This window comes from Candidatus Saccharimonadales bacterium (assembly GCA_035317825.1).
GTDB lineage: Bacteria > Patescibacteriota > Saccharimonadia > Saccharimonadales > Saccharimonadaceae > DATHGB01.
In genome coordinates this window covers 62,232-80,271 of sequence record DATHGB010000020.1, presented here as the reverse complement: position 1 = coordinate 80,271, position 18,040 = coordinate 62,232, and the positions used below count along the sequence as shown (strand labels likewise).

Sequence of the window (18,040 nt, the reverse complement as noted above, 5' to 3'; positions counted from 1 at the left end):
AGTAAACGAACTTCACACCAATATAGCATTCGCGCCTGACACCTGCAACGATAAGCACGATGTTGCCCGGCGGACTGGATAAGACTTGCTAAACCGTGCTATAATAAGGCGTTATGCCAGAGGTTATTCGTGTTACTGGTGCTCGCGAGCACAACCTAAAAAATGTTTCAGTTGAGATTCCAAGAGATAAGCTTGTCGTCATTACTGGTCTATCAGGAAGCGGTAAATCATCGCTTGCTTTTGATACCATTTACGCAGAAGGACAACGCCGCTACGTCGAAAGCCTTTCGAGCTACGCCAGGCAGTTTTTGGGTATTATGGACAAACCCGATGTCGATTCGATTGAGGGTCTAAGCCCTGCGATTTCTATTGATCAAAAATCTACCAGTCGCAACCCGCGATCAACCGTTGCGACGGTAACCGAAATTTACGATTATATGCGCCTTTTGTTTGCGCGTATCGGCGTACCGCACTGTCCTGTATGCGGCAAAGAAGTCTCGCGTCGTACGCCACAGGCAATCATTGACGAAATTATGAAGATTGCTGACGGTACGCGCCTGATGATTCTTGCGCCTGTTATCAAAGACAAAAAGGGTGAATTCGCTCATATTCCTGAACAATACCGTCGCCTTGGTTTTGCCCGTGCCCGTGTTGACGGCGTCGTCTACGCGCTTGACGAATTTCCAACACTCGCAAAAAGCTACAAGCACAATATTGAAATCGTGGTTGACCGTATCGCAATGAGCGGCGAGATGCTTGGACGCGTGACGCAGTCCGTCGAACAAGCGTTAGAGCTTGCTGAAGGAGTCGTTGAACTGCTGAACGTAGAATCAGACGATATCGTGACGTTTAGCCAGCGATATGCCTGTATTGATCACCCAAACGAGGAAATACCCGAACTAGAACCTCGGCTATTCAGTTTTAACGCTCCACAAGGTGCATGTCCTGTTTGTACCGGACTAGGCAGTCGCCTGGAGGTTGATCCTGATCTGGTGTTTAATCCGAATCTGACGATTGCAGAAGGCGCGATTCGTCCGTACAACCGTGTGAATAGCGACGCGTGGTACATGAAACGCCTTGCTAAAGTTGGCGAAGAACATGGCTTTAGTCTGCAAGTTCCCGTGAGCGAGCTAACGCAGCAGGATATGGAAAAAATCCTGTATGGAACTGGTACGCAAAAATACACAGTTAACCTGGGGGGTGGTCGCCACTATGAATCAACATACGAAGGCGTTATTCCAAACCTTGAACGCCGCCACAAAGAAACTGACAGTGAGTTTATGCGAAAAGATATCGAGCGTTTTATGCGCGAACGCCGCTGTCATGCATGTAACGGCGCGCGGCTAAAACCTGTCGTTTTAGCGGTTACCGTACATGATCTAAGCATCATGGATATTTGTGATCTTGGCGTTGATTCTGCACTTGATCTATTCCAAAACACATTGAAATTATCTGACAGCGAACTATTTATTGCGCGTCAGATTATGAAAGAAATTACGGCACGACTTGGTTTTATGAGTAACGTTGGACTGAATTATCTTGAACTTTCACGTGCCGCCAATACGCTTTCGGGTGGTGAAGCGCAGCGTATTCGTTTGGCGACCCAGATTGGGTCTGGTCTGCAAGGCGTTCTGTACGTACTAGACGAACCGTCAATCGGTTTGCACCAACGCGATAACGACCGCCTAATTACGACGCTTAAACACCTTCGTGATTTAGGTAATACCGTGCTGGTCGTTGAACACGACGAAGACACGATTCGTCATGCAGACTATCTATTAGACATTGGTCCAGGTGCTGGTGTGGCGGGTGGGAACGTCGTCGCTGCGGGCACGCCTGAAGAAGTTGCGAATAATAAAGATAGTATTACGGGGCGTTATTTAAAGGGTACTGAAAAGATCGATGTCCCTAAAAAGCGTCGTACGGTCGTAAAAGACCGAAGTCTTGTTATTCGCGGCGCCAAAGAAAACAACCTTAAAAATATTGATGTCAGTTTCCCGCTGGGCGTCATTACTGTTGTTAGTGGTGTCAGTGGCAGTGGTAAATCAACACTCGTAAACGATATCTTGGCTAAAGAACTCTCGGCAAGGCTTCACCGTTCGCATGTCGTACCGGGTGCACACGAAAATATCGAAGGCATAAAACACCTCGATAAAGCAATCGTTATTGACCAGTCTGCCATCGGGCGAACTCCGCGTTCTAACCCGGCAACGTATACGGGCGTATTTACGCCAATTCGCGAGCTGTTTGCTGGTACGCCTGAAGCGAATATTCGCGGGTATAAAGCCGGTCGTTTTAGCTTTAACGTAAAAGGTGGCCGCTGTGAAAACTGTCAGGGTGACGGTGTGATCAAGATTGAAATGCACTTCCTGCCAGACGTATATGTTACCTGCGATGAGTGTAAGGGCAAACGCTACAACCGCGAGGCACTTGAAATCAAATTCAAAGACGCGACGATTAGTGACGTGCTTGAAATGACTGTCGAGCAGGCTGCGGATTTCTTTAAAAACGTTCCATCAATTGCACGTAAACTAGATACGCTTGTTGAAGTTGGCCTGGGCTACATTCGTCTTGGACAGCCAGCCACAACGTTTAGTGGCGGTGAAGCACAACGCATTAAACTCGCGACCGAGTTATCCCGTCGTGCAACTGGCAAGACGCTCTACATCTTGGATGAGCCTACGACAGGACTCCACAGCGCCGACGTAAAACGGCTTTTAACGATTCTGCAAAAGCTTGTCGAGGGTGGGAACAGCATGGTTATTATTGAACACAACCTCGATGTGATTAAGTCAGCCGATCACGTTATTGATATGGGACCAGAAGGCGGCCAAGGCGGCGGTAATGTTATCGCCGAAGGCACGCCAGAAGAAATTGCCAAAGAAAAGCAATCGTTTACGGGACAATATCTTAAAGAATTACTGAAAAAGTAAGTTACTTCGAACGTTTCAAGAGAATAGCGATTTGTTTTTTGGTACCATTCCACATAGCGGTTCGTCGGCCACTATCTTTGAATATATGGATGGCAGGGGGCAGTACCGAAACAAGAATGATAACGGCAATGATCGGAAGAAGGATCGTATCAACTTCAATGCCAATCTTTTCCAGGCCTGCACCGACATAAAAGCCAGCATAGGTAATGCCGACTGCCCAAAGGAGCGCGCCTATAACATTGAACGTCAGGAAGGTATGATATTTCATTTTACCGACGCCTGCGACAATTGGCGCGAAAGTACGTACGATGGGAATAAATCTGGCAATAACAATAGTGATGCTTCCGTGGCGTTCATAAAACTCCTCGGCTTTTTGAATATTTTCTTGTCGGAACAGAAGCGAATTAGGACGTTGGAACAGTCTACGGCCTATCTTGCGTCCGAATAGATAGCCGACACCATCACCAAGGACTGCCGCTAAAAATACCAACACGACCAAAAGATGGATGTCGAATTTTAAAATTCCAGTTTGAACCAAAAATCCAGCTGTGAAGAGAATACTATCGCCAGGCAAAAAGAAGCCGATTAAAAGTCCGGACTCTGCAAAAATAATAGCCATTAAAACGAATACGGCCGCCCAAGGCCCAGCCTGCGCCGCGAAAGTAGCTAAGTCAAATCCAGGTATCATCTGTTACCATTTTAACATGAGTCGGTGAAATGGTATAATAAGGGCATATACCGATTAGGAGGAATATGAACGAAATTTCGTTAGCATTAGACGCACGAACGGCCGAAGGCAAACAGGTTAAGAAATTACGCGCAGATGGTTTAGTACCAAGCGTCGTATACGGTGGTTCCGCTGACCCAATCTCGACACAATCAGGCTTTGTTGAAACAGCAAAAGTTGTGCACGCTGCAGGCAAGCACACGCCAGTCCATTTGACATTGGGAGGCAAGAAAAAGCTTGCGATTATTAAAAACATTGATATTGATCCAGTCAAACACCTTGTTCGTCACGTAGCATTCCATACGATTAAACAAAACGAAAAAATCGTCACGGAAGTTCCAATTCATTTGATCGGAATTGGTGAAAGTGCCGCTGAAAAAGCCGGACTTGTGGTTTTGCAGGCTATCGAGCATGTTGAAATTAGGGCGCTTCCAGCAAACCTTCCAGAAGCACTTGAAATCTCAATTGTGAACCTTGCGGGGACTGAAGACAAACTAACACTTGCCAACATTAAACTTCCTGAAGGCGTAGAGTTTGCCGACCACGATCAAGACCTTGATCTTGTTATCGCAAATGTCTACGAACCAAGCGCACTTCAGGCTGCAAACGATGCTGCTGGTGGTGACGCTGTTGATGAAAGCGAAGTGACAGCCGAGAACGGTGAAGACACTGACCAGGATTCACAAGCTGAAGAAACTCGTCCAGGTGGCAAAGGCCAGGATGAACCAAAACAGTCAAACGTTGACGCTAATAAATAGATAGCTAGTCTAATCTAAATAAAATCCGCTAGAAGTAGCGGATTTTATTTATTCCTCTATGAAGCCGCCGGATTGATGCGCCCACAGCTTGGCATATAGTTTTTTATTTTCTATAAGTTTTGTGTGTGATCCATCTTCTTCAATGATGCCATCGTTTAGTACGATGATACGATCAAGTTTTTGAATTGTCGAAAGACGGTGGGCGATGACAAGTGTTGTTCGCCCTTTCATAAGCTCAGCAAGGGCTTTTTGAATATATACTTCACTTTCGCTATCGAGTGCTGACGTTGCCTCATCTAGGATTAAAATAGGAGCGTCTTTTAGGATTGCCCTAGCGATAGCGACGCGCTGTCTTTGTCCACCAGATAGTTTGACGCCGCGTTCGCCGACAATGGTCTCGTATTTTTGTGGTAGCTTTTGAATAAATTCATCTGCATAAGCTAGTTTGGCTGCTGCGCGAACTTCTTTTTCGGTTGCATCAGGTTTTCCGTAGGCAATATTTTCAATAATTGTACGATGAAATAACAGTGGTTCTTGGGGCACATATGAAATAGATTGGCGAAGACTAGCCTGTGTCACATCATGAATATTCTGTCCATCAATTGCAACTGTTCCTTCGTTAATGTCATCAAAACGTAGCAAGAGCCGTGTTAATGTCGACTTTCCACCGCCACTTGGCCCAACCAGTCCAATACGTTGGCCAGCGGGAATACGGAGGTTTAAGTTACTAAATACCTCTTCATGCTGTGATGAATCCTGGTAGGCAAAAGTCACGTCTTTCAGGTCGATTACGGCTTCTTTTACATCTAAAGATTTCGCATCTTTCGCATCAATGATCTCACTATCTTGTAGAAGTATTTCGGTCATAGATGCGGACTGAAGGAACGACTCTTCAATGTTGCGAATCATGGTGCCAACCTCGAACAATTTACTAGTTAAAGATATCGTGTAGGTAAATGAGAATATGCCAATAGCAAGAATTGAAGGATCTTGACGAATAAGGTGCGCAACATAGGCAATAAAAATAACTTGCATACCGAGTAATATGCCCATGCGTAAAGAACCCGAACGTGCTGTTGATGACCAATCTTTTAGCCGTAGATTAAGCAAATTAGTGCTAAGAGATCGGTGTGTATTTAATTCATCTCGTTCCCTAGCAAACGTTTTGGCAGCATTAATGTTGATGACCGTATCGGATAAATGAGCGATTACTTTGTTTTGAGCTTTTTTACGATCAACGCGAAGACCGGAGCGGCGCATACTTTCAATAATAATCATTCCAACAGTAATGACGACAATAGCAATAAGGGCAAGACCCATTTCGATTGAGTGACTAAGAACGATTGAAATTCCAACCACCATAACAAGGAAAAAGGGAATAATACTGATATAGATACTGTCGAGCAGGCGGTTAAACGCTTGAGGGTATTCCAGGGCATTATTAACTAACTTCCCGCCAATATTATTTGCATGAAAACCGGTACTTCGTTTTAGTAGTGTTGTCATCGCCAGTTCAAGGACATCGTAAGAGCATTTGGCCTGCAGCCGGATTAGGCTCGTAAAGCCAATTAGGTTTCCTAGCACACCAACGAGGGCCACGCCACCAAGCCACAATAGGTTTTGCGTGACATCAGTGTGACCAGTCGCTAAGTTTGCAAGTGTTGAGCTAACTAAGAAAGGAACCATAACACCGACGCCAATGACACCAACGAAGTAGATAAGAGAAAGCAGAAATAGTTTTTTATTCTTTAAAATTATATTCCAAAATATACGAATAGTTTGTTGTTCAAAGTTACTCTTGGATTTTTTATTCATCGATGAACCCTCCTGATTGATGCGCCCACAATTGCGCGTAGATACCTTTTCGTTTTAATAGTTCACCATGCGATCCGTCTTCTACGATAACCCCGTTTTCAAGAACAACGATTCGATCCATCTTTTGAATTGTTGAAAGGCGGTGAGCGATGACGATAGCCGTACGGTTTTTCATGAGCTCACTAAGGCTTGCCTGGATAAGCTTTTCGCTCTCACTGTCTAATGCGGAGGTTGCTTCGTCGAGGACGAGAATTTGAGCGTCTTTAAGCAAAGCACGGGCGATCGCGATGCGTTGTCGTTGTCCGCCTGATAGCTTAACGCCGCGTTCGCCGACCATCGTGTCTAAACCTTGAGGCAGCTTATCGATGAATTCAGTAGCATGCGCTTTTTTGGCTGCGCTACGAATTTCATCATCGGTTGCATCTGGTTTGCCATACGCAATGTTTTCACGGAGTGAACGATGAAAAAGGAGTGGTTCTTGAGGAACGTAGGCGATATTTTTACGTAGACTTGCTTGGGTAACTTTTGAAATCTCTTGCCCGTCAATAGTGATCATGCCTTTATCTAGATCAGAGAATCGGAGGAGAAGTCTTGTCAGCGTCGTTTTTCCGGAACCGCTATGACCAACAAGGCCAATTTTTTCACCTGCACGAATTGTAAGCGAGAAGTCATTGAAAAGAGTATTACCCTCGCCCTCATCATGGGTAAATGTTACGTTCTTAAAATCAATCTGACCTTTTTTAGCTGCTAGAATTTCACCGCCATTATCGGCTACTGAAGGTTTAATCGTTAAGATCTCTGCCATGTCGTGGGCGTCGCCCATTATGCGATTATAGTTACGCATAATACTATTCATTTCCCATAATTGACGGGCAACCGTAAAGGTATACGTAATTGCTAGATAGACTGTGGCGATAGAGACAAGATGGTTCTCGCTTGCCCAAATTGCTGCCACAAGAGCAACTGTATTAATGATCACGATCATTGTCGAGTATCCGGTACTGGCCTTTAAGAAGCCCATCAACGTATCGCGGGACCGTTCGCGCCATTTTGACGCAAGGTCGTATGCGTTGTTGCCTTCTCGATCTTCGTGCCCGTGTGATTTGACGGCCATTACATTGGTGATTATATCTGCTATACGTCCGGTCATTGCCGTACTAGCCTGCGCTTCACGCGTATTTAGAGCGGCCATGGAGCGTGAAGTATAAAACACGAATATAGCAAAAATGATCGACATGACTCCGAGGAAGACCGCATATTGCCAGAAAAAGAAGCCAAGGATGATAATGGCTGCAACAATGCTGGTAATGACCGGCATCATTTGAAATATAAGGGTGTCCCAGAACTTTTCAAATGCCCCTGTGAATTTGGATGTTTGGCTTACTAACGAACCGCCGAACCGATTCGCATGAAACGCAAGGCTTTGTTCGGCAAGGTGACGAAAGATTCGGGCGTAAAGGTCACGGTGAGTATTTATTTCCATGGTCCAAGCGGCTAAAAGCGTAATGCGCCAGCCGATAACTTCACCGTAAATTTGCGTCAGGGCATAGAGGACTATAAAAGGTAAGCTAGCCTCAAGGGTCAACGTACCTGTTTGCAATTTCTCAAGAAGGATTGATATAAGATATGGTCCAATAAACGCCCCTATCGTTACGGTAATAATAGGGTTAACAAGGGCAATAGCTGTTCTAATAGGATAATGCCAGGCACTTTTCCAGAACAAACGAATAATAGAGCTTTGCAAGGGAGATCCTTTCTGCAAATTTGATGATGTTGTTGGTTTTCGCTATTGGACCGGTCGTCCGATCGTACGCGAGTAGAGGATTACAGACGAGTAATCATAGTAACGACAATTATATAGTATAATATCTCTATATGCAAAAGATTTTGCTCTATTATAAATTTACGCCAATTGCCGATCCGGTTACTTTAAAGTTGTGGCAAAAGACTTTGGCAGGTAGCTTAAACCTTAAGGGACGCATTCTCATTTCTAAACATGGGCTTAATGGTACGGTTGGTGGCGACATTGATGATCTTAAGGCGTACATCAAAGCGACCAAAGAATTTCCCGGTTTTAAAGGGACAACCTTTAAATGGAGTGAAGGTGGTCGTGAAGATTTTCCTCGTATGAGCGTAAAAGTGCGCGACGAGATCGTCGCATTCGATGCGGCAGATGAACTAAAAGTCGATGAACATGGCGTTGTCGGCGGCGGCAAGCATTTAAAGCCCAAAGAAGTAAACAGGCTTGTTGAAGAACGTGGTGATGATGTCGTCTTTTTTGACGGACGGAACGCTCACGAAGCAGCGATCGGCAAATTTAAAAATGCAGTCGTACCTGATACCCGCACATCACGCGATTTTATTCGTGAACTTGAAAGTGGAAAGTATGACGACCTTAAGGATAAACCAATTGTCACGTATTGTACGGGGGGTATTCGCTGCGAAATTCTTTCCAGCCTGATGAAAAACCGAGGTTTTGAAGAAGTCTATCAAATCGACGGTGGTATTGTGAAATATGGCGAAGCTTATGCGGATGATGGGCTATGGGAAGGTAGTTTACGAGTATTCGACGATCGTATGAAAGTTGAATTTAGCGATCACGCAAAGACGATTGGTGTCTGTAGTCACTGTGAAGGTTCGACGAGTAATTATGAAAACTGCGCATGGGCAAACTGTAATGACCTAGTGCTTATCTGTGAGAACTGCAAGCAAAACCCTGATCTTCTTTTTCATACCGAACAGTGCCGTCAAAACGCAAAACTTGGCGCGACAGCTTCGGCTTGATTCCCGTAAGTATTCTATTTATAGTAATATAAAGACATGAAATCACAAATTACACGTTTTACCGCAGGGCTTGGAATTATTGTAATAGGAGTCGTTCTTTTACTTGCTAATTTGGACGTAGCGGGCTTTGATGAAATTGCTAGAAATGGATGGCCGGCAATTATTATAGGCGTGGGCATTTTAATGTTTATTAATGACACTAAGAATTATTTATGGGCGCTACTAATAAGTGGTGTTGGCGTCGCATTACAGCTGCGTGAACTTGATATCGTAACGGTTAATATATTTCAGTTATTTTGGCCAGCGGTCATTGTAATCATTGGACTTTCCATTATCTTTAACCGGGCGGGCTCGGCGAAGCGTGTAAGTAAAGAAAAAAGTGATGATGTCTCGGCTATCCTGGGTGGAATTGATCACAGGAATAACTCTGAAAATTACTTAGGTGGTCAAGCGACGGCAATTATGGGCGGTATTAAAATTGATCTTCGAGGGGTTAAAATCAAAGAACAGGCAACATTGAACGTGTTTGCATTCTGGGGCGGAGTCGAACTCATCGTGCCGTCAGATATCGTCGTTAAAACAAAAGCTTCGTGTATACTTGGAGGCATCGAGAACAAAACCAACCCCGAAACTTCAAAAGGAGCACCTGTTTTGTATGTGACAGGCGATGTCATTATGGCAGGTGTCGAAATCAAGAACTAATTTTTACTCTGCGATAATATCTCGACGGGTAAAAGCAAATATTCCTACGATTGCCATGACTATACCCAAGCTTACGAGCCACGCGAATGTCGCCCAGTCAGGTGTTTCGGTGAGCGAAGGGGAAATATAATGGAAAAGAGAACTTTTAAGCACGATATCATCTAGCTTCACGATCGACTGGATGACATCCACTAAAAATGACCAAGCTATGACGGTATACATCGTAGTAGCGGCAAATCTTGGCAAGAATCCGTACATGAGAGTTCCTAGCCCCAGGGTAAAGATGACTGTTCCGGTCAGCGCGATGCTTACCAGGAATAAATCAGCAGCATCAACATGAATACCTAAAGAGTTGGCAATTAAAAAGGTTGCTAACTCGGTGATGAGCGCAATGACTACTGAGGCGATAGCCAGGACGCCTATTCTACTCGCGAGCCATTTACTTCGCATCACTGGCTGCACGAGAAGATTATCAAGGTATTGTTTTGCTTCGTCTTTTCGAATTGCGGTAATGCCAACAGTTACCATAAGAAGGAGTAAAAGAACGACAAGGATTATCCCCGTACCTAAAAAGGCGAGTGCCATATCATCAACGGAACCACCAAGTTTTCCAATTACATCCTTAATCTCGGGGGCGTCAACAACAGCATTCGCGGCAATATTAGCAATCGCTGCGATAAGTGAGCTAACGAATAAGCCAGATACTGCCCATATCGCGAAGATCCCTATTTGTTGTCGGACGGCCATCTGCAGGGGAGAGCCGAGTAAGAAATTATGCGACTTCACGGTTTCGGATTCTTTGATGAGGCTTGCGCCCAGATCACGCTTTCCGACTAAGTATATACCAATTGCAACAATAGGAATTACAAGAAGAAATGGCAGTATCCATACAAGCTGCGTATCGCTCACAGGACTAATTTTATCGGCCCAGCCAAATGGCGTGAACCGCTTCAGCCAGTACCAATCTTCTATGGTATTTGCAAAACCGCGCATCGCGAACAGAATAGCCAGTGGAATCAGACCGTACATTAAGGCGCGGCGACGCATAACCGAAAATTGACTGACGAAAACGCCAATTCCAGCAAAAAGAAGACCAGGCAAAAAAATTGCGGCAGTAATCAGTAGGCACGCATAGACTGACGCATCAACATTCGGCATACGACCAACACCGACAATGATGAGTGCCGCAATAGTGAAGCTGAGTACTATTGATCCAATGAACCCCATGAATATATGCCACGATGCTTGACGGTTTGTCGTACTACCAGTGACAATTGCTTCCATGCGCCCATCTTCTTCTTGGCCTCGAAGCAGCTTCGTAACGGTCATGAGCCCCCATATCGCAGTAATGAGCCCCATAATAGGCGTTGTGCGATATACCATGTAGCCCGCCGTAGACAGAATATCTTTAGGCTCTCCATAAAGAATTCCAAGAGCCGGTGCTCCGGAAAGCGAGGTGGCTAGGTCGGTGCGCGACTTTTCGTCCGTAAATGTCTCGGCGTATCCAAGACCTTGTCCTGTGACGAAAAGACCTATGATAAATCCTAAAATAAGCGCGCCCTTTATTGTTCGAGAAAAGCCGAATCGACGGAGGGCTGCAGTAGGCGAAAGGTTAGTTCCCATGCTCTTCACCATCATATAGCGCTAAAAAAAGTTCTTCTAGGGAAGGTTTGCGACTGAGTAAGGTAACGGGTTTTGCTTTTGCGAGAACCTGCAACAACTCGTCGATTGCCCCATGCACGTTACAGCGTAAATATTTATCATGGACTTCCACGTTGGTGACATTTTTAATTTTTGTCACATCTGGAGGAGTACTAGAGAATGTTGCTTCAACGGTTAAAGCCGAAAGATGGCGTAGCTCCTCGAGTGTTCCTAGTTCGACCAACCTACCATCACGGAGGACGGCCACGCGGTCGCATAGTTCTTCGACTTCTTCGAGCATGTGCGATGACAAAAAGACCGTTTGCCCGTTTGCCTTGGCTGTCCGCACTTCATCGCGGAATACTTTTGCCATGACCGGGTCGAGGCCACTGGTCGGTTCGTCGAAAATTAGCAGTTCTGCGCGTGTCGCTAGGGCGGCGATAAGTGCAATCTTTTGACGGTTTCCTTTTGAGTAGGCGCGCACTTTTTTATTTGGATCGAAATCGAACTTTGTAATGAGTTCTTCCTGGTATTCGTGATCGATGACGCCATGAAGATTAGCAAGGAAATGAAGAGTCTCTTTACCTGTCATATTTGGCCAGTAGCTTGTTTCACCAGGTACATAGGCGATATCTTTATGCAGCTCTGCCGGATTATGCCACACACTCTGACCACCGATTGTTGCCAGGCCTGCGGATGGCTTGATAAGCCCAAGAAGCAAGCGAATCGTCGTTGTTTTACCAGCGCCATTTGGGCCAAGATACCCTAGGACTTCGCCTTTATGGACGGTAATATCTAGATTGTCGAGTGCGGCTTTGTCAGCGTAGCGTTTTGTCAGACCTTTAGTTTCAATAATAGTGTCCATAGTTCCCTCGCTTATTCTTATCCTATTGTAGAACTCTATTTGTCGTTTGCAAGTATTTATTGCAAGATAAGAAACGCCAACAGGGTGCCAACAACTATAATAAGGATGCCAAGCAGGACTGGAACAAGCCACGCCGGATGGGCAATTTTTTCGTCGGGAGTATCAAACGGATCAATAGAAGCGGGTTGTTTCTGAGTCTGAGGCAAATCAGAAGTAGGGGCAAAGTCTCCCGTATTTTTATCAGGCTGAAAATCATACGGTGTGACAGGTGACTCGGATACCGTGTTGTCTGCCGTTCGTGTACTAGCGTCATTTTTGGGCACGGAAGAACTAAGAAATTCGGGTGAGGATTGAATTAAATTACGACGCTTTACGACCTGTTGTTTGTACTCCTGTATGAAGTCGTGGTGTTTAGAATGCGACTTAAGGATTTTAACCAGTCCATCTTTGTCGATTGCTCCTTTTTCATAGGCGTTTCGAAGACGTTGTCCGTGTCCAATGGATACCGTCTCTGCCATAGCGAGAAGTGAAGCAAGTGGGAGGTGTTCGATTTTGTGAGAGGCATGTGAAACGGACTCGTTAGTATGTTGCAAGTCGGGGGAGTGAGCTTGACTGCTTGTTTCAGGATGCGGTATTGAATGAGCTGCCTGAGAGGTAGGCGCGAATGAATTATGAGTCTGGTGATTGGTATTTGCATGAGAGGTTTCGGGTGAATGAACAGAACGAGTTGGCGTATGGCTGGTTGCCGGGGACTCATATAGATTGCTGTGAGCTCGAGGCGTCGAGTGCGGAGTGTATTCATTTTTGACGACAGGGTGTCTATCGGCGCGAGGAGCGACAAGAGTAGTCGCAACGGCGAAAGCGGCAAGAGGTTCGGTGGATCGTCTTGAACTCGTAGGATGAGTCTCGGCTCTAGAGCGTGGAATTATAGGATCTAGGGGTGTTTCTGAAGGTGACGAGTGACGCTCGGGCGCTACAAGGGGTGAATCTCTACGAGAAACATGAGGCGGAGACGCGGCAGCCGGTCGTTCGTCCCGGGGTACTGGGTGCATCGTTGTTGGCCCACCAGCGGTGCTGTTACTATCAACACGGCCTCCTGAGGAATGGGGTGATGAGGGAGTGACATACGGAGTAGGGCCGGACAATACGGTGGCTTGGTGTGTCTGCTGACGGGCATGAATAAGGACGGCTATAAGTGCCGCGCCCGAAACCGGGAGTGCGTTATTAGCAGAAAGGTTCTGTTCGGGTGCTTTCAGGATATCTTCATTAGACATTTGCGCTGAATCGGTATTGGTATCTATAAGTACGTCGGCAATATTTTCGTCGCCCTCCTGGAGCGTCTCTTCAGCAAGCTGGATGAGTGTTTCGCACGTTTCTTTTATCTCGGATGGTGAATCGGCCTCGGGACTTTCCAGGGCATCGGCAATACTGCCCATATAGTCAAGAGTTGCAAGCAGCCGAAGCTCGTCCAGGGGCGAAGCGTCAACAGGAGGTTGCTCAATTTGTTCATGAATTGCCAAGATATGTTCGGCAACCATCAAACGCGCAATTACCCAAGGATTATGAGGAATTGGCATTTCCTCATAACGTTTTTTGTAACGGAAAGAGCGTTCGACTAGTGATTGTCGTTTCTGTTTCTTTTCCTCAAGCGCTTCTTCGTCTTCCGTCGTTACTTTTTCAGGTTTTTGAGCAGCCTTTTTGTTTTTCTCATCTTCTTGCTTTTTCTCTTTTTTTCGCTCCTCTTCGTCAACGTGTTTTTTATCAGGTTTGTCTTTACTGTCTTTCTCTTTTTTATCATCTTTTTTCTTGGGGGTATCTAAAGGCTCTTCCGTCGGCTCGGCATCTAAACTATAAGGGTTATTTGGAGGACGTTCAAAAGAGGAAGGTTTCACTTAGTTTATTATAACTTGGACTTGAAAATATCAGGGTAAAAATAAAACACTCGTTTAGAGTGTAGGTGTTCCGCTGACGACAGGGTGAGGCCTTCGGCCTCACCCTGTCGTCCTGCATTTCCATCGTCAGGCTGTTGGCTTGTCGCTGAGGCTTACGCCGACCTGCTTGCACATGTTGGCGTACTCCGCCGCACCTGGCTTGCCGTCGGCGACATCGCTCCTCACTGTAATCACCAGCTCGGCGTGCAGCCGCTTCTTCAGGTCGGGCTTCGGGATATCCTTCTCGTCAGTCTCCGACCCGTCAATCTCTGGGTGACGATCCCCGAAGGTGGCATCTAGAAGATCCCATGCCTGATCGATGTAGGGGTGAGCGATGTCTTTCGCACACGACAAGATCAAGTAGATGACATGCTTCCGCAGCTGCAGGTCACCGAGTCTCTCTAGCGCCTGTAGCCAGGTCTCCGCGTGGAGACAGAAGATCCATTTTGCATTCTGGTGGTAGCCCTTCTCGCCTACATGCTCCCAGACTGGGCCACCCAAATCTTTGAGTGTCCCTTCGTACTCCTCTTTCCAGTCCCCGAGCTTTTTCTCCAAGGCCACGGTATGGTCGGTAAATTGCATGTCGAATCTCGCCCTCTTCACTTTCTGGATGGGATTGCAGAATATAATCATATACTATAACTCTATTTTTGGCAACGATAACATAATACATAGAGTATAATTAAAGTGATGAATGCGAAGCTCGAATCTAAGCTGAAAACTCTCCCGCGAAGCCCGGGTGTTTATTTTCATAAATCGGCAGACGGCGAGATCATTTATGTTGGCAAGGCGGCTGTTTTAAAGAATCGGGTGAAACAGTATTTTCAAAATACTCGTGATATGGATGTGAAAACTCGCGCGCTGGTAGCTGAAATTCATGATACCGATTGGACTGAGACGGAAAGCGAAATCGACGCGTTATTTCTTGAAAGCGAAATGGTCAAGCGCTATATGCCCCGCTATAACATTTTGCTTCGCGACGATAAATCTCAAACGTTTGTGCGGATTGATATGAAAAGCGAATGGCCGCATGTTGAATTTACCCGCAACCCAGCTGACGATGGCGCAGAATATTTCGGTCCGTATTATAACGGCTACGCAGTCAAAAAAGCGCTTCGCTATCTTCGTAAAGTTTTCCCGTACTACACGAAAGTACCAAACGAAAATACCCGGCCTGACCTTGACGTGCACATTGGGCTTAGCCCTCATCCTAATGTACCGAGCAGTGAATATAAAGAATCCCTCCGCCGTCTAATACGTTATTTTCAAGGTGGACGAAAAGCGCTTGTAAGCGAACTTGAAAAAGAAATGCATATCGCGGCCAAATTACATGATTTTGAAAACGCGGCTATCCTCCGCAATAAAATAAATAATCTGCGTGAATTGCAGCGTCGTATTATGTTTGGCGACAAAGAATTCTTAAATATCAGCAAGGATAAAGCGCTTTCGGATCTACGTGATCTTTTGGGCCTCAAAAAAACGCCCGCTCGCATAGAAGGATACGATATTTCACACATGGGTGGCACGAACGTCGTTGCCAGTATGGTGGTATTTTCTAACGGGGTCAGCGACCGTGCGAATTATCGCAAATTTAAAACGCGTATCGAACAAAACGATGATTACTATAATATGTACGAAACGCTGCTAAGGCGAACCAGTGAAAAGAATATAAAAGCATGGGGTACGCCAGATCTCATTTTAATCGACGGCGGAAAGGGCCAGCTTGATGCCGCACTTCGAGCACTCGAGGAACGACAGCTGAATATTCCTACGATCAGCATAGCCAAACGGGAAGAGGAAGTGATAGTTCACGGAAGCCGCTCCAACATTGATAACAAGAAGCTCTCTGAACTAATGAAAGAACCTATTCCGGGAGTTACGGTCATGCCGTCTGGCGAATATTATATCGTGAACCTTCATGCCGGGCAGTTGAATGCCTCGTCGCATTCTAAAAACCTGCGCGGCGCACCGTTATATTCTACGTATAATGATGTAACGAAATTATTCCAACGCATTCGCGACGAGTCCCATCGCTTTGCCGTTAGTTACCACACGGTATTAAAAAGGCAAAAACAAACGGCGAGTAGCCTAGAAGAAATTCCTGGTATTGGACCGGCGACACGTAAAAAGCTTATTCGTACATTCGGAAGCTTGCGGGCGGTTCAAAGTGCAACCCCCGAACAGTTATCCGAAGCAATAGGTTCGGCCAAGGCGAAACTGCTTTCGAAGTATTTGCCATCCTCATAATGCCTATGCTATAGTCGCCTCGTGGGCACTATGCATAAAAACAAAGGTTTTACACTTGTCGAGATCATCGTCATTATTTCGGTGATCGCGATACTCGTCACCGTTGTGATTGTTTCCGTAGGGAACTGGCGTAAATCGACAGCTGAAACTGAAGTAAAAAGTGATCTTAGGAGTTTATCTGGCGCTATGGAAGCGGCGCGTAATTTTAATAACGGCTATCCAACGAGTATCCCGTCAACTTTTACGTCCAGCGACAATGTGACCGTAACGTATGATTCGGGGAATTCGGCAAATTATTGCGTAGATGCGGTAAGTACTGCTGACAGTACGGTAAAGTATCATATAGATACGGCTGCAACGGGAAGAGAACCTCAAGCAGGCATCTGTTAGATTATACTGGTATTATGACGACTGATTTTTTCAAGGCTAACCGAGATTCGATAGCGAGTCAATTAAAAGGCGGATTGATTGTCGCCTCGGCATATGCGGGTATGCAACGTGGCAATGATACGGCATTCAAATTCGAGCAAGAGGCGAACTTTTGGTGGCTTACGGGTATTGAAGTTCCTGACTGGTGGGTGATAATTGATGGAACTAGAGGCAAAAGTTGGCTTGTCGCCCCGTCTTTGAGTGACAGCAGGGTAATTTTTGATGGAAGCCTGTCGGTCGAAGATGCCATTAAGGCGAGCGGGGTTGACGCAGTCATTTCCCGTGATGACGCGCTCATGATGTTGCGTACGCTTGCTAAAAAACACAGTGTCGTTCATACGATAGGAGAGCAGCCGTATGCGGAATATTTGGATTTCACGCTTAATCCCGCTGCTAAAAAACTGCATGAACTGTTAGAGCGGACATTTAATTCGGTATCTGACTGTCGTAAAGAGCTTGCGAGCCTACGCGCGATCAAACAGCCAGAAGAAATCGCGGCCATGAAGCAGGCTATTAATCTGACTATCAGCGCGTTCGAAAACGTCAGGAATAATTTGGATCAATTCACGTACGAATATGAGGTAGAAGCTGAATTTAGCTACGTATTCAAAAAACAAGGTGCCGCTGGGCATGCGTACGATCCAATAGTTGCGTTTGGCAGCAATGCCTGCACGCTTCATTATATTGATAATAATTCCAGGCTTAAAAAACGTAGTCTGTTACTGCTGGATATAGGAGCAAGGATGTCAGGGTATGCGGCTGATATTACCCGTACCTATGCACTTGGCGAACCAACAAAACGGCAGATGGCAGTACACCAAGCTGTTCAAGCGGCTCAGCAAAAGATCATTCGACTTATTAAGCCGGACCTTTTAGTTGAAGAGTACCAACAAAAAGTTGACGCTATTATGACGGATGCTTTACTTAGTTTAGCGCTCATGAAAAGTCGCGACGACGAAAAGAATTACCGGAAATACTTTCCTCATGCCGTGAGCCATGGTCTGGGAATTGACGTACACGACAGTCTAGGGCAGCCAAAATACCTTCGTCCAGGTATGGTACTCACGGTAGAACCAGGCATTTATATTCCCGAAGAAGGAATTGGCGTGCGGATCGAGGACGATATTTTGGTTACAGGCAAAGGCCATACTAATTTAACTGCCCGACTCTCGACAGATCTTTAAAATATCCGTATAGTGGAATTAGCT

General features: G+C 45.8%; 14 protein-coding genes. 7 read left to right on the top strand and 7 right to left on the bottom strand.

Annotated features, from left to right (window positions below; translation table 11 throughout):
- The first annotated feature begins 113 nt into the window (after positions 1-113).
- Positions 114-2,933: an excinuclease ABC subunit UvrA gene (gene uvrA / locus VK497_04235; protein ID HMI09570.1), complete on the top strand. Its 2,820-nt coding sequence runs from the start codon at positions 114-116 to the stop codon at positions 2,931-2,933.
- A gap of 1 nt (position 2,934) precedes the next feature.
- Here uvrA and VK497_04230 read toward each other — a convergent pair whose 3' ends face one another.
- Entirely contained in the window at positions 2,935-3,621 is a 687-nt protein-coding gene (locus VK497_04230; GenBank protein ID HMI09569.1) for a VTT domain-containing protein, read from the bottom strand.
- Positions 3,622-3,686: 65 nt separating this feature from the next.
- Between VK497_04230 and VK497_04225 the strand changes: the two genes are divergently transcribed.
- Positions 3,687-4,418 (top strand): 50S ribosomal protein L25, encoded by a 732-nt coding sequence (locus VK497_04225; protein HMI09568.1) that lies wholly within the window; start codon positions 3,687-3,689, stop codon positions 4,416-4,418.
- Between the two features lie 48 nt (positions 4,419-4,466).
- Here the strand turns inward: VK497_04225 and VK497_04220 are convergent, their stop codons facing one another.
- Entirely contained in the window at positions 4,467-6,233 is a 1,767-nt protein-coding gene (locus tag VK497_04220; GenBank protein HMI09567.1) for an ABC transporter ATP-binding protein, read from the bottom strand.
- Positions 6,226-7,977: an ABC transporter ATP-binding protein gene (locus tag VK497_04215; protein ID HMI09566.1), complete on the bottom strand. Its 1,752-nt coding sequence runs from the start codon at positions 7,975-7,977 to the stop codon at positions 6,226-6,228. Before VK497_04215 ends, VK497_04220 begins: the two co-directional genes overlap by 8 nt.
- Before the next feature lie 131 nt (positions 7,978-8,108).
- Between VK497_04215 and VK497_04210 the strand changes: the two genes are divergently transcribed.
- Together VK497_04210 and VK497_04205 are read left to right on the top strand one after the other, a co-directional pair.
- Positions 8,109-9,017: a rhodanese-related sulfurtransferase gene (locus tag VK497_04210; GenBank protein HMI09565.1), complete on the top strand. Its 909-nt coding sequence runs from the start codon at positions 8,109-8,111 to the stop codon at positions 9,015-9,017.
- A 36-nt stretch (positions 9,018-9,053) separates the two neighbouring features.
- A complete protein-coding gene (locus VK497_04205) occupies positions 9,054-9,719 on the top strand; it encodes a DUF5668 domain-containing protein (GenBank protein ID HMI09564.1) in 666 nt (221 codons plus the stop codon).
- Between the two features lie 3 nt (positions 9,720-9,722).
- Here the strand turns inward: VK497_04205 and VK497_04200 are convergent, their stop codons facing one another.
- The 4 genes from VK497_04200 to VK497_04185 all read right to left on the bottom strand — a co-directional run bounded on the left by VK497_04200 (position 9,723) and on the right by VK497_04185 (position 14,789).
- Positions 9,723-11,342, bottom strand: coding sequence for a hypothetical protein (locus VK497_04200; GenBank protein ID HMI09563.1), 1,620 nt, complete (start codon positions 11,340-11,342; stop codon positions 9,723-9,725).
- Positions 11,332-12,225: an ABC transporter ATP-binding protein gene (locus tag VK497_04195; protein ID HMI09562.1), complete on the bottom strand. Its 894-nt coding sequence runs from the start codon at positions 12,223-12,225 to the stop codon at positions 11,332-11,334. The genes VK497_04200 and VK497_04195 overlap by 11 nt, the downstream gene beginning before the upstream one ends.
- Before the next feature lie 56 nt (positions 12,226-12,281).
- Positions 12,282-14,117, bottom strand: a complete 1,836-nt coding sequence (locus VK497_04190; GenBank protein ID HMI09561.1) for a hypothetical protein — start codon at positions 14,115-14,117, stop codon at positions 12,282-12,284.
- 126 nt (positions 14,118-14,243) lie between these two features.
- Positions 14,244-14,789 carry a hypothetical protein gene (locus VK497_04185; GenBank protein ID HMI09560.1) on the bottom strand — a complete coding sequence of 182 codons (546 nt, stop codon included), beginning with the start codon at positions 14,787-14,789 and terminating at the stop codon, positions 14,244-14,246.
- A 57-nt stretch (positions 14,790-14,846) separates the two neighbouring features.
- Between VK497_04185 and VK497_04180 the strand changes: the two genes are divergently transcribed.
- From VK497_04180 to VK497_04170, 3 genes are read left to right on the top strand one after another with little or no spacing between them, the layout of a single operon-like run.
- Positions 14,847-16,403 carry an excinuclease ABC subunit UvrC gene (locus VK497_04180; protein ID HMI09559.1) on the top strand — a complete coding sequence of 519 codons (1,557 nt, stop codon included), beginning with the start codon at positions 14,847-14,849 and terminating at the stop codon, positions 16,401-16,403.
- Between the two features lie 30 nt (positions 16,404-16,433).
- Positions 16,434-16,793 carry a prepilin-type N-terminal cleavage/methylation domain-containing protein gene (locus VK497_04175; protein HMI09558.1) on the top strand — a complete coding sequence of 120 codons (360 nt, stop codon included), beginning with the start codon at positions 16,434-16,436 and terminating at the stop codon, positions 16,791-16,793.
- Between the two features lie 14 nt (positions 16,794-16,807).
- Positions 16,808-18,016, top strand: a complete 1,209-nt coding sequence (locus VK497_04170; protein HMI09557.1) for a Xaa-Pro aminopeptidase — start codon at positions 16,808-16,810, stop codon at positions 18,014-18,016.
- Positions 18,017-18,040: the final 24 nt, after the last annotated feature.

Excerpts from the sequence above, each read along its gene's own strand:
- VK497_04210 (HMI09565.1), top strand. The coding sequence starts at position 8,109 with ATGCAAAAGATTTTGCTCTATTATAAATTTACGCCAATTGCCGATCCG.
- VK497_04195 (HMI09562.1), bottom strand. The coding sequence starts at position 12,225 with ATGGACACTATTATTGAAACTAAAGGTCTGACAAAACGCTACGCTGAC.
- VK497_04185 (HMI09560.1), bottom strand. The coding sequence starts at position 14,789 with ATGATTATATTCTGCAATCCCATCCAGAAAGTGAAGAGGGCGAGATTC.
- VK497_04175 (HMI09558.1), top strand. The coding sequence starts at position 16,434 with ATGCATAAAAACAAAGGTTTTACACTTGTCGAGATCATCGTCATTATT.
- uvrA (HMI09570.1), top strand. The coding sequence starts at position 114 with ATGCCAGAGGTTATTCGTGTTACTGGTGCTCGCGAGCACAACCTAAAA.
- VK497_04205 (HMI09564.1), top strand. The coding sequence starts at position 9,054 with ATGAAATCACAAATTACACGTTTTACCGCAGGGCTTGGAATTATTGTA.
- VK497_04225 (HMI09568.1), top strand. The coding sequence starts at position 3,687 with ATGAACGAAATTTCGTTAGCATTAGACGCACGAACGGCCGAAGGCAAA.
- VK497_04200 (HMI09563.1), bottom strand. The coding sequence starts at position 11,342 with ATGGGAACTAACCTTTCGCCTACTGCAGCCCTCCGTCGATTCGGCTTT.
- VK497_04180 (HMI09559.1), top strand. The coding sequence starts at position 14,847 with ATGAATGCGAAGCTCGAATCTAAGCTGAAAACTCTCCCGCGAAGCCCG.
- VK497_04220 (HMI09567.1), bottom strand. The coding sequence starts at position 6,233 with ATGAATAAAAAATCCAAGAGTAACTTTGAACAACAAACTATTCGTATA.
- VK497_04230 (HMI09569.1), bottom strand. The coding sequence starts at position 3,621 with ATGATACCTGGATTTGACTTAGCTACTTTCGCGGCGCAGGCTGGGCCT.
- VK497_04170 (HMI09557.1), top strand. The coding sequence starts at position 16,808 with ATGACGACTGATTTTTTCAAGGCTAACCGAGATTCGATAGCGAGTCAA.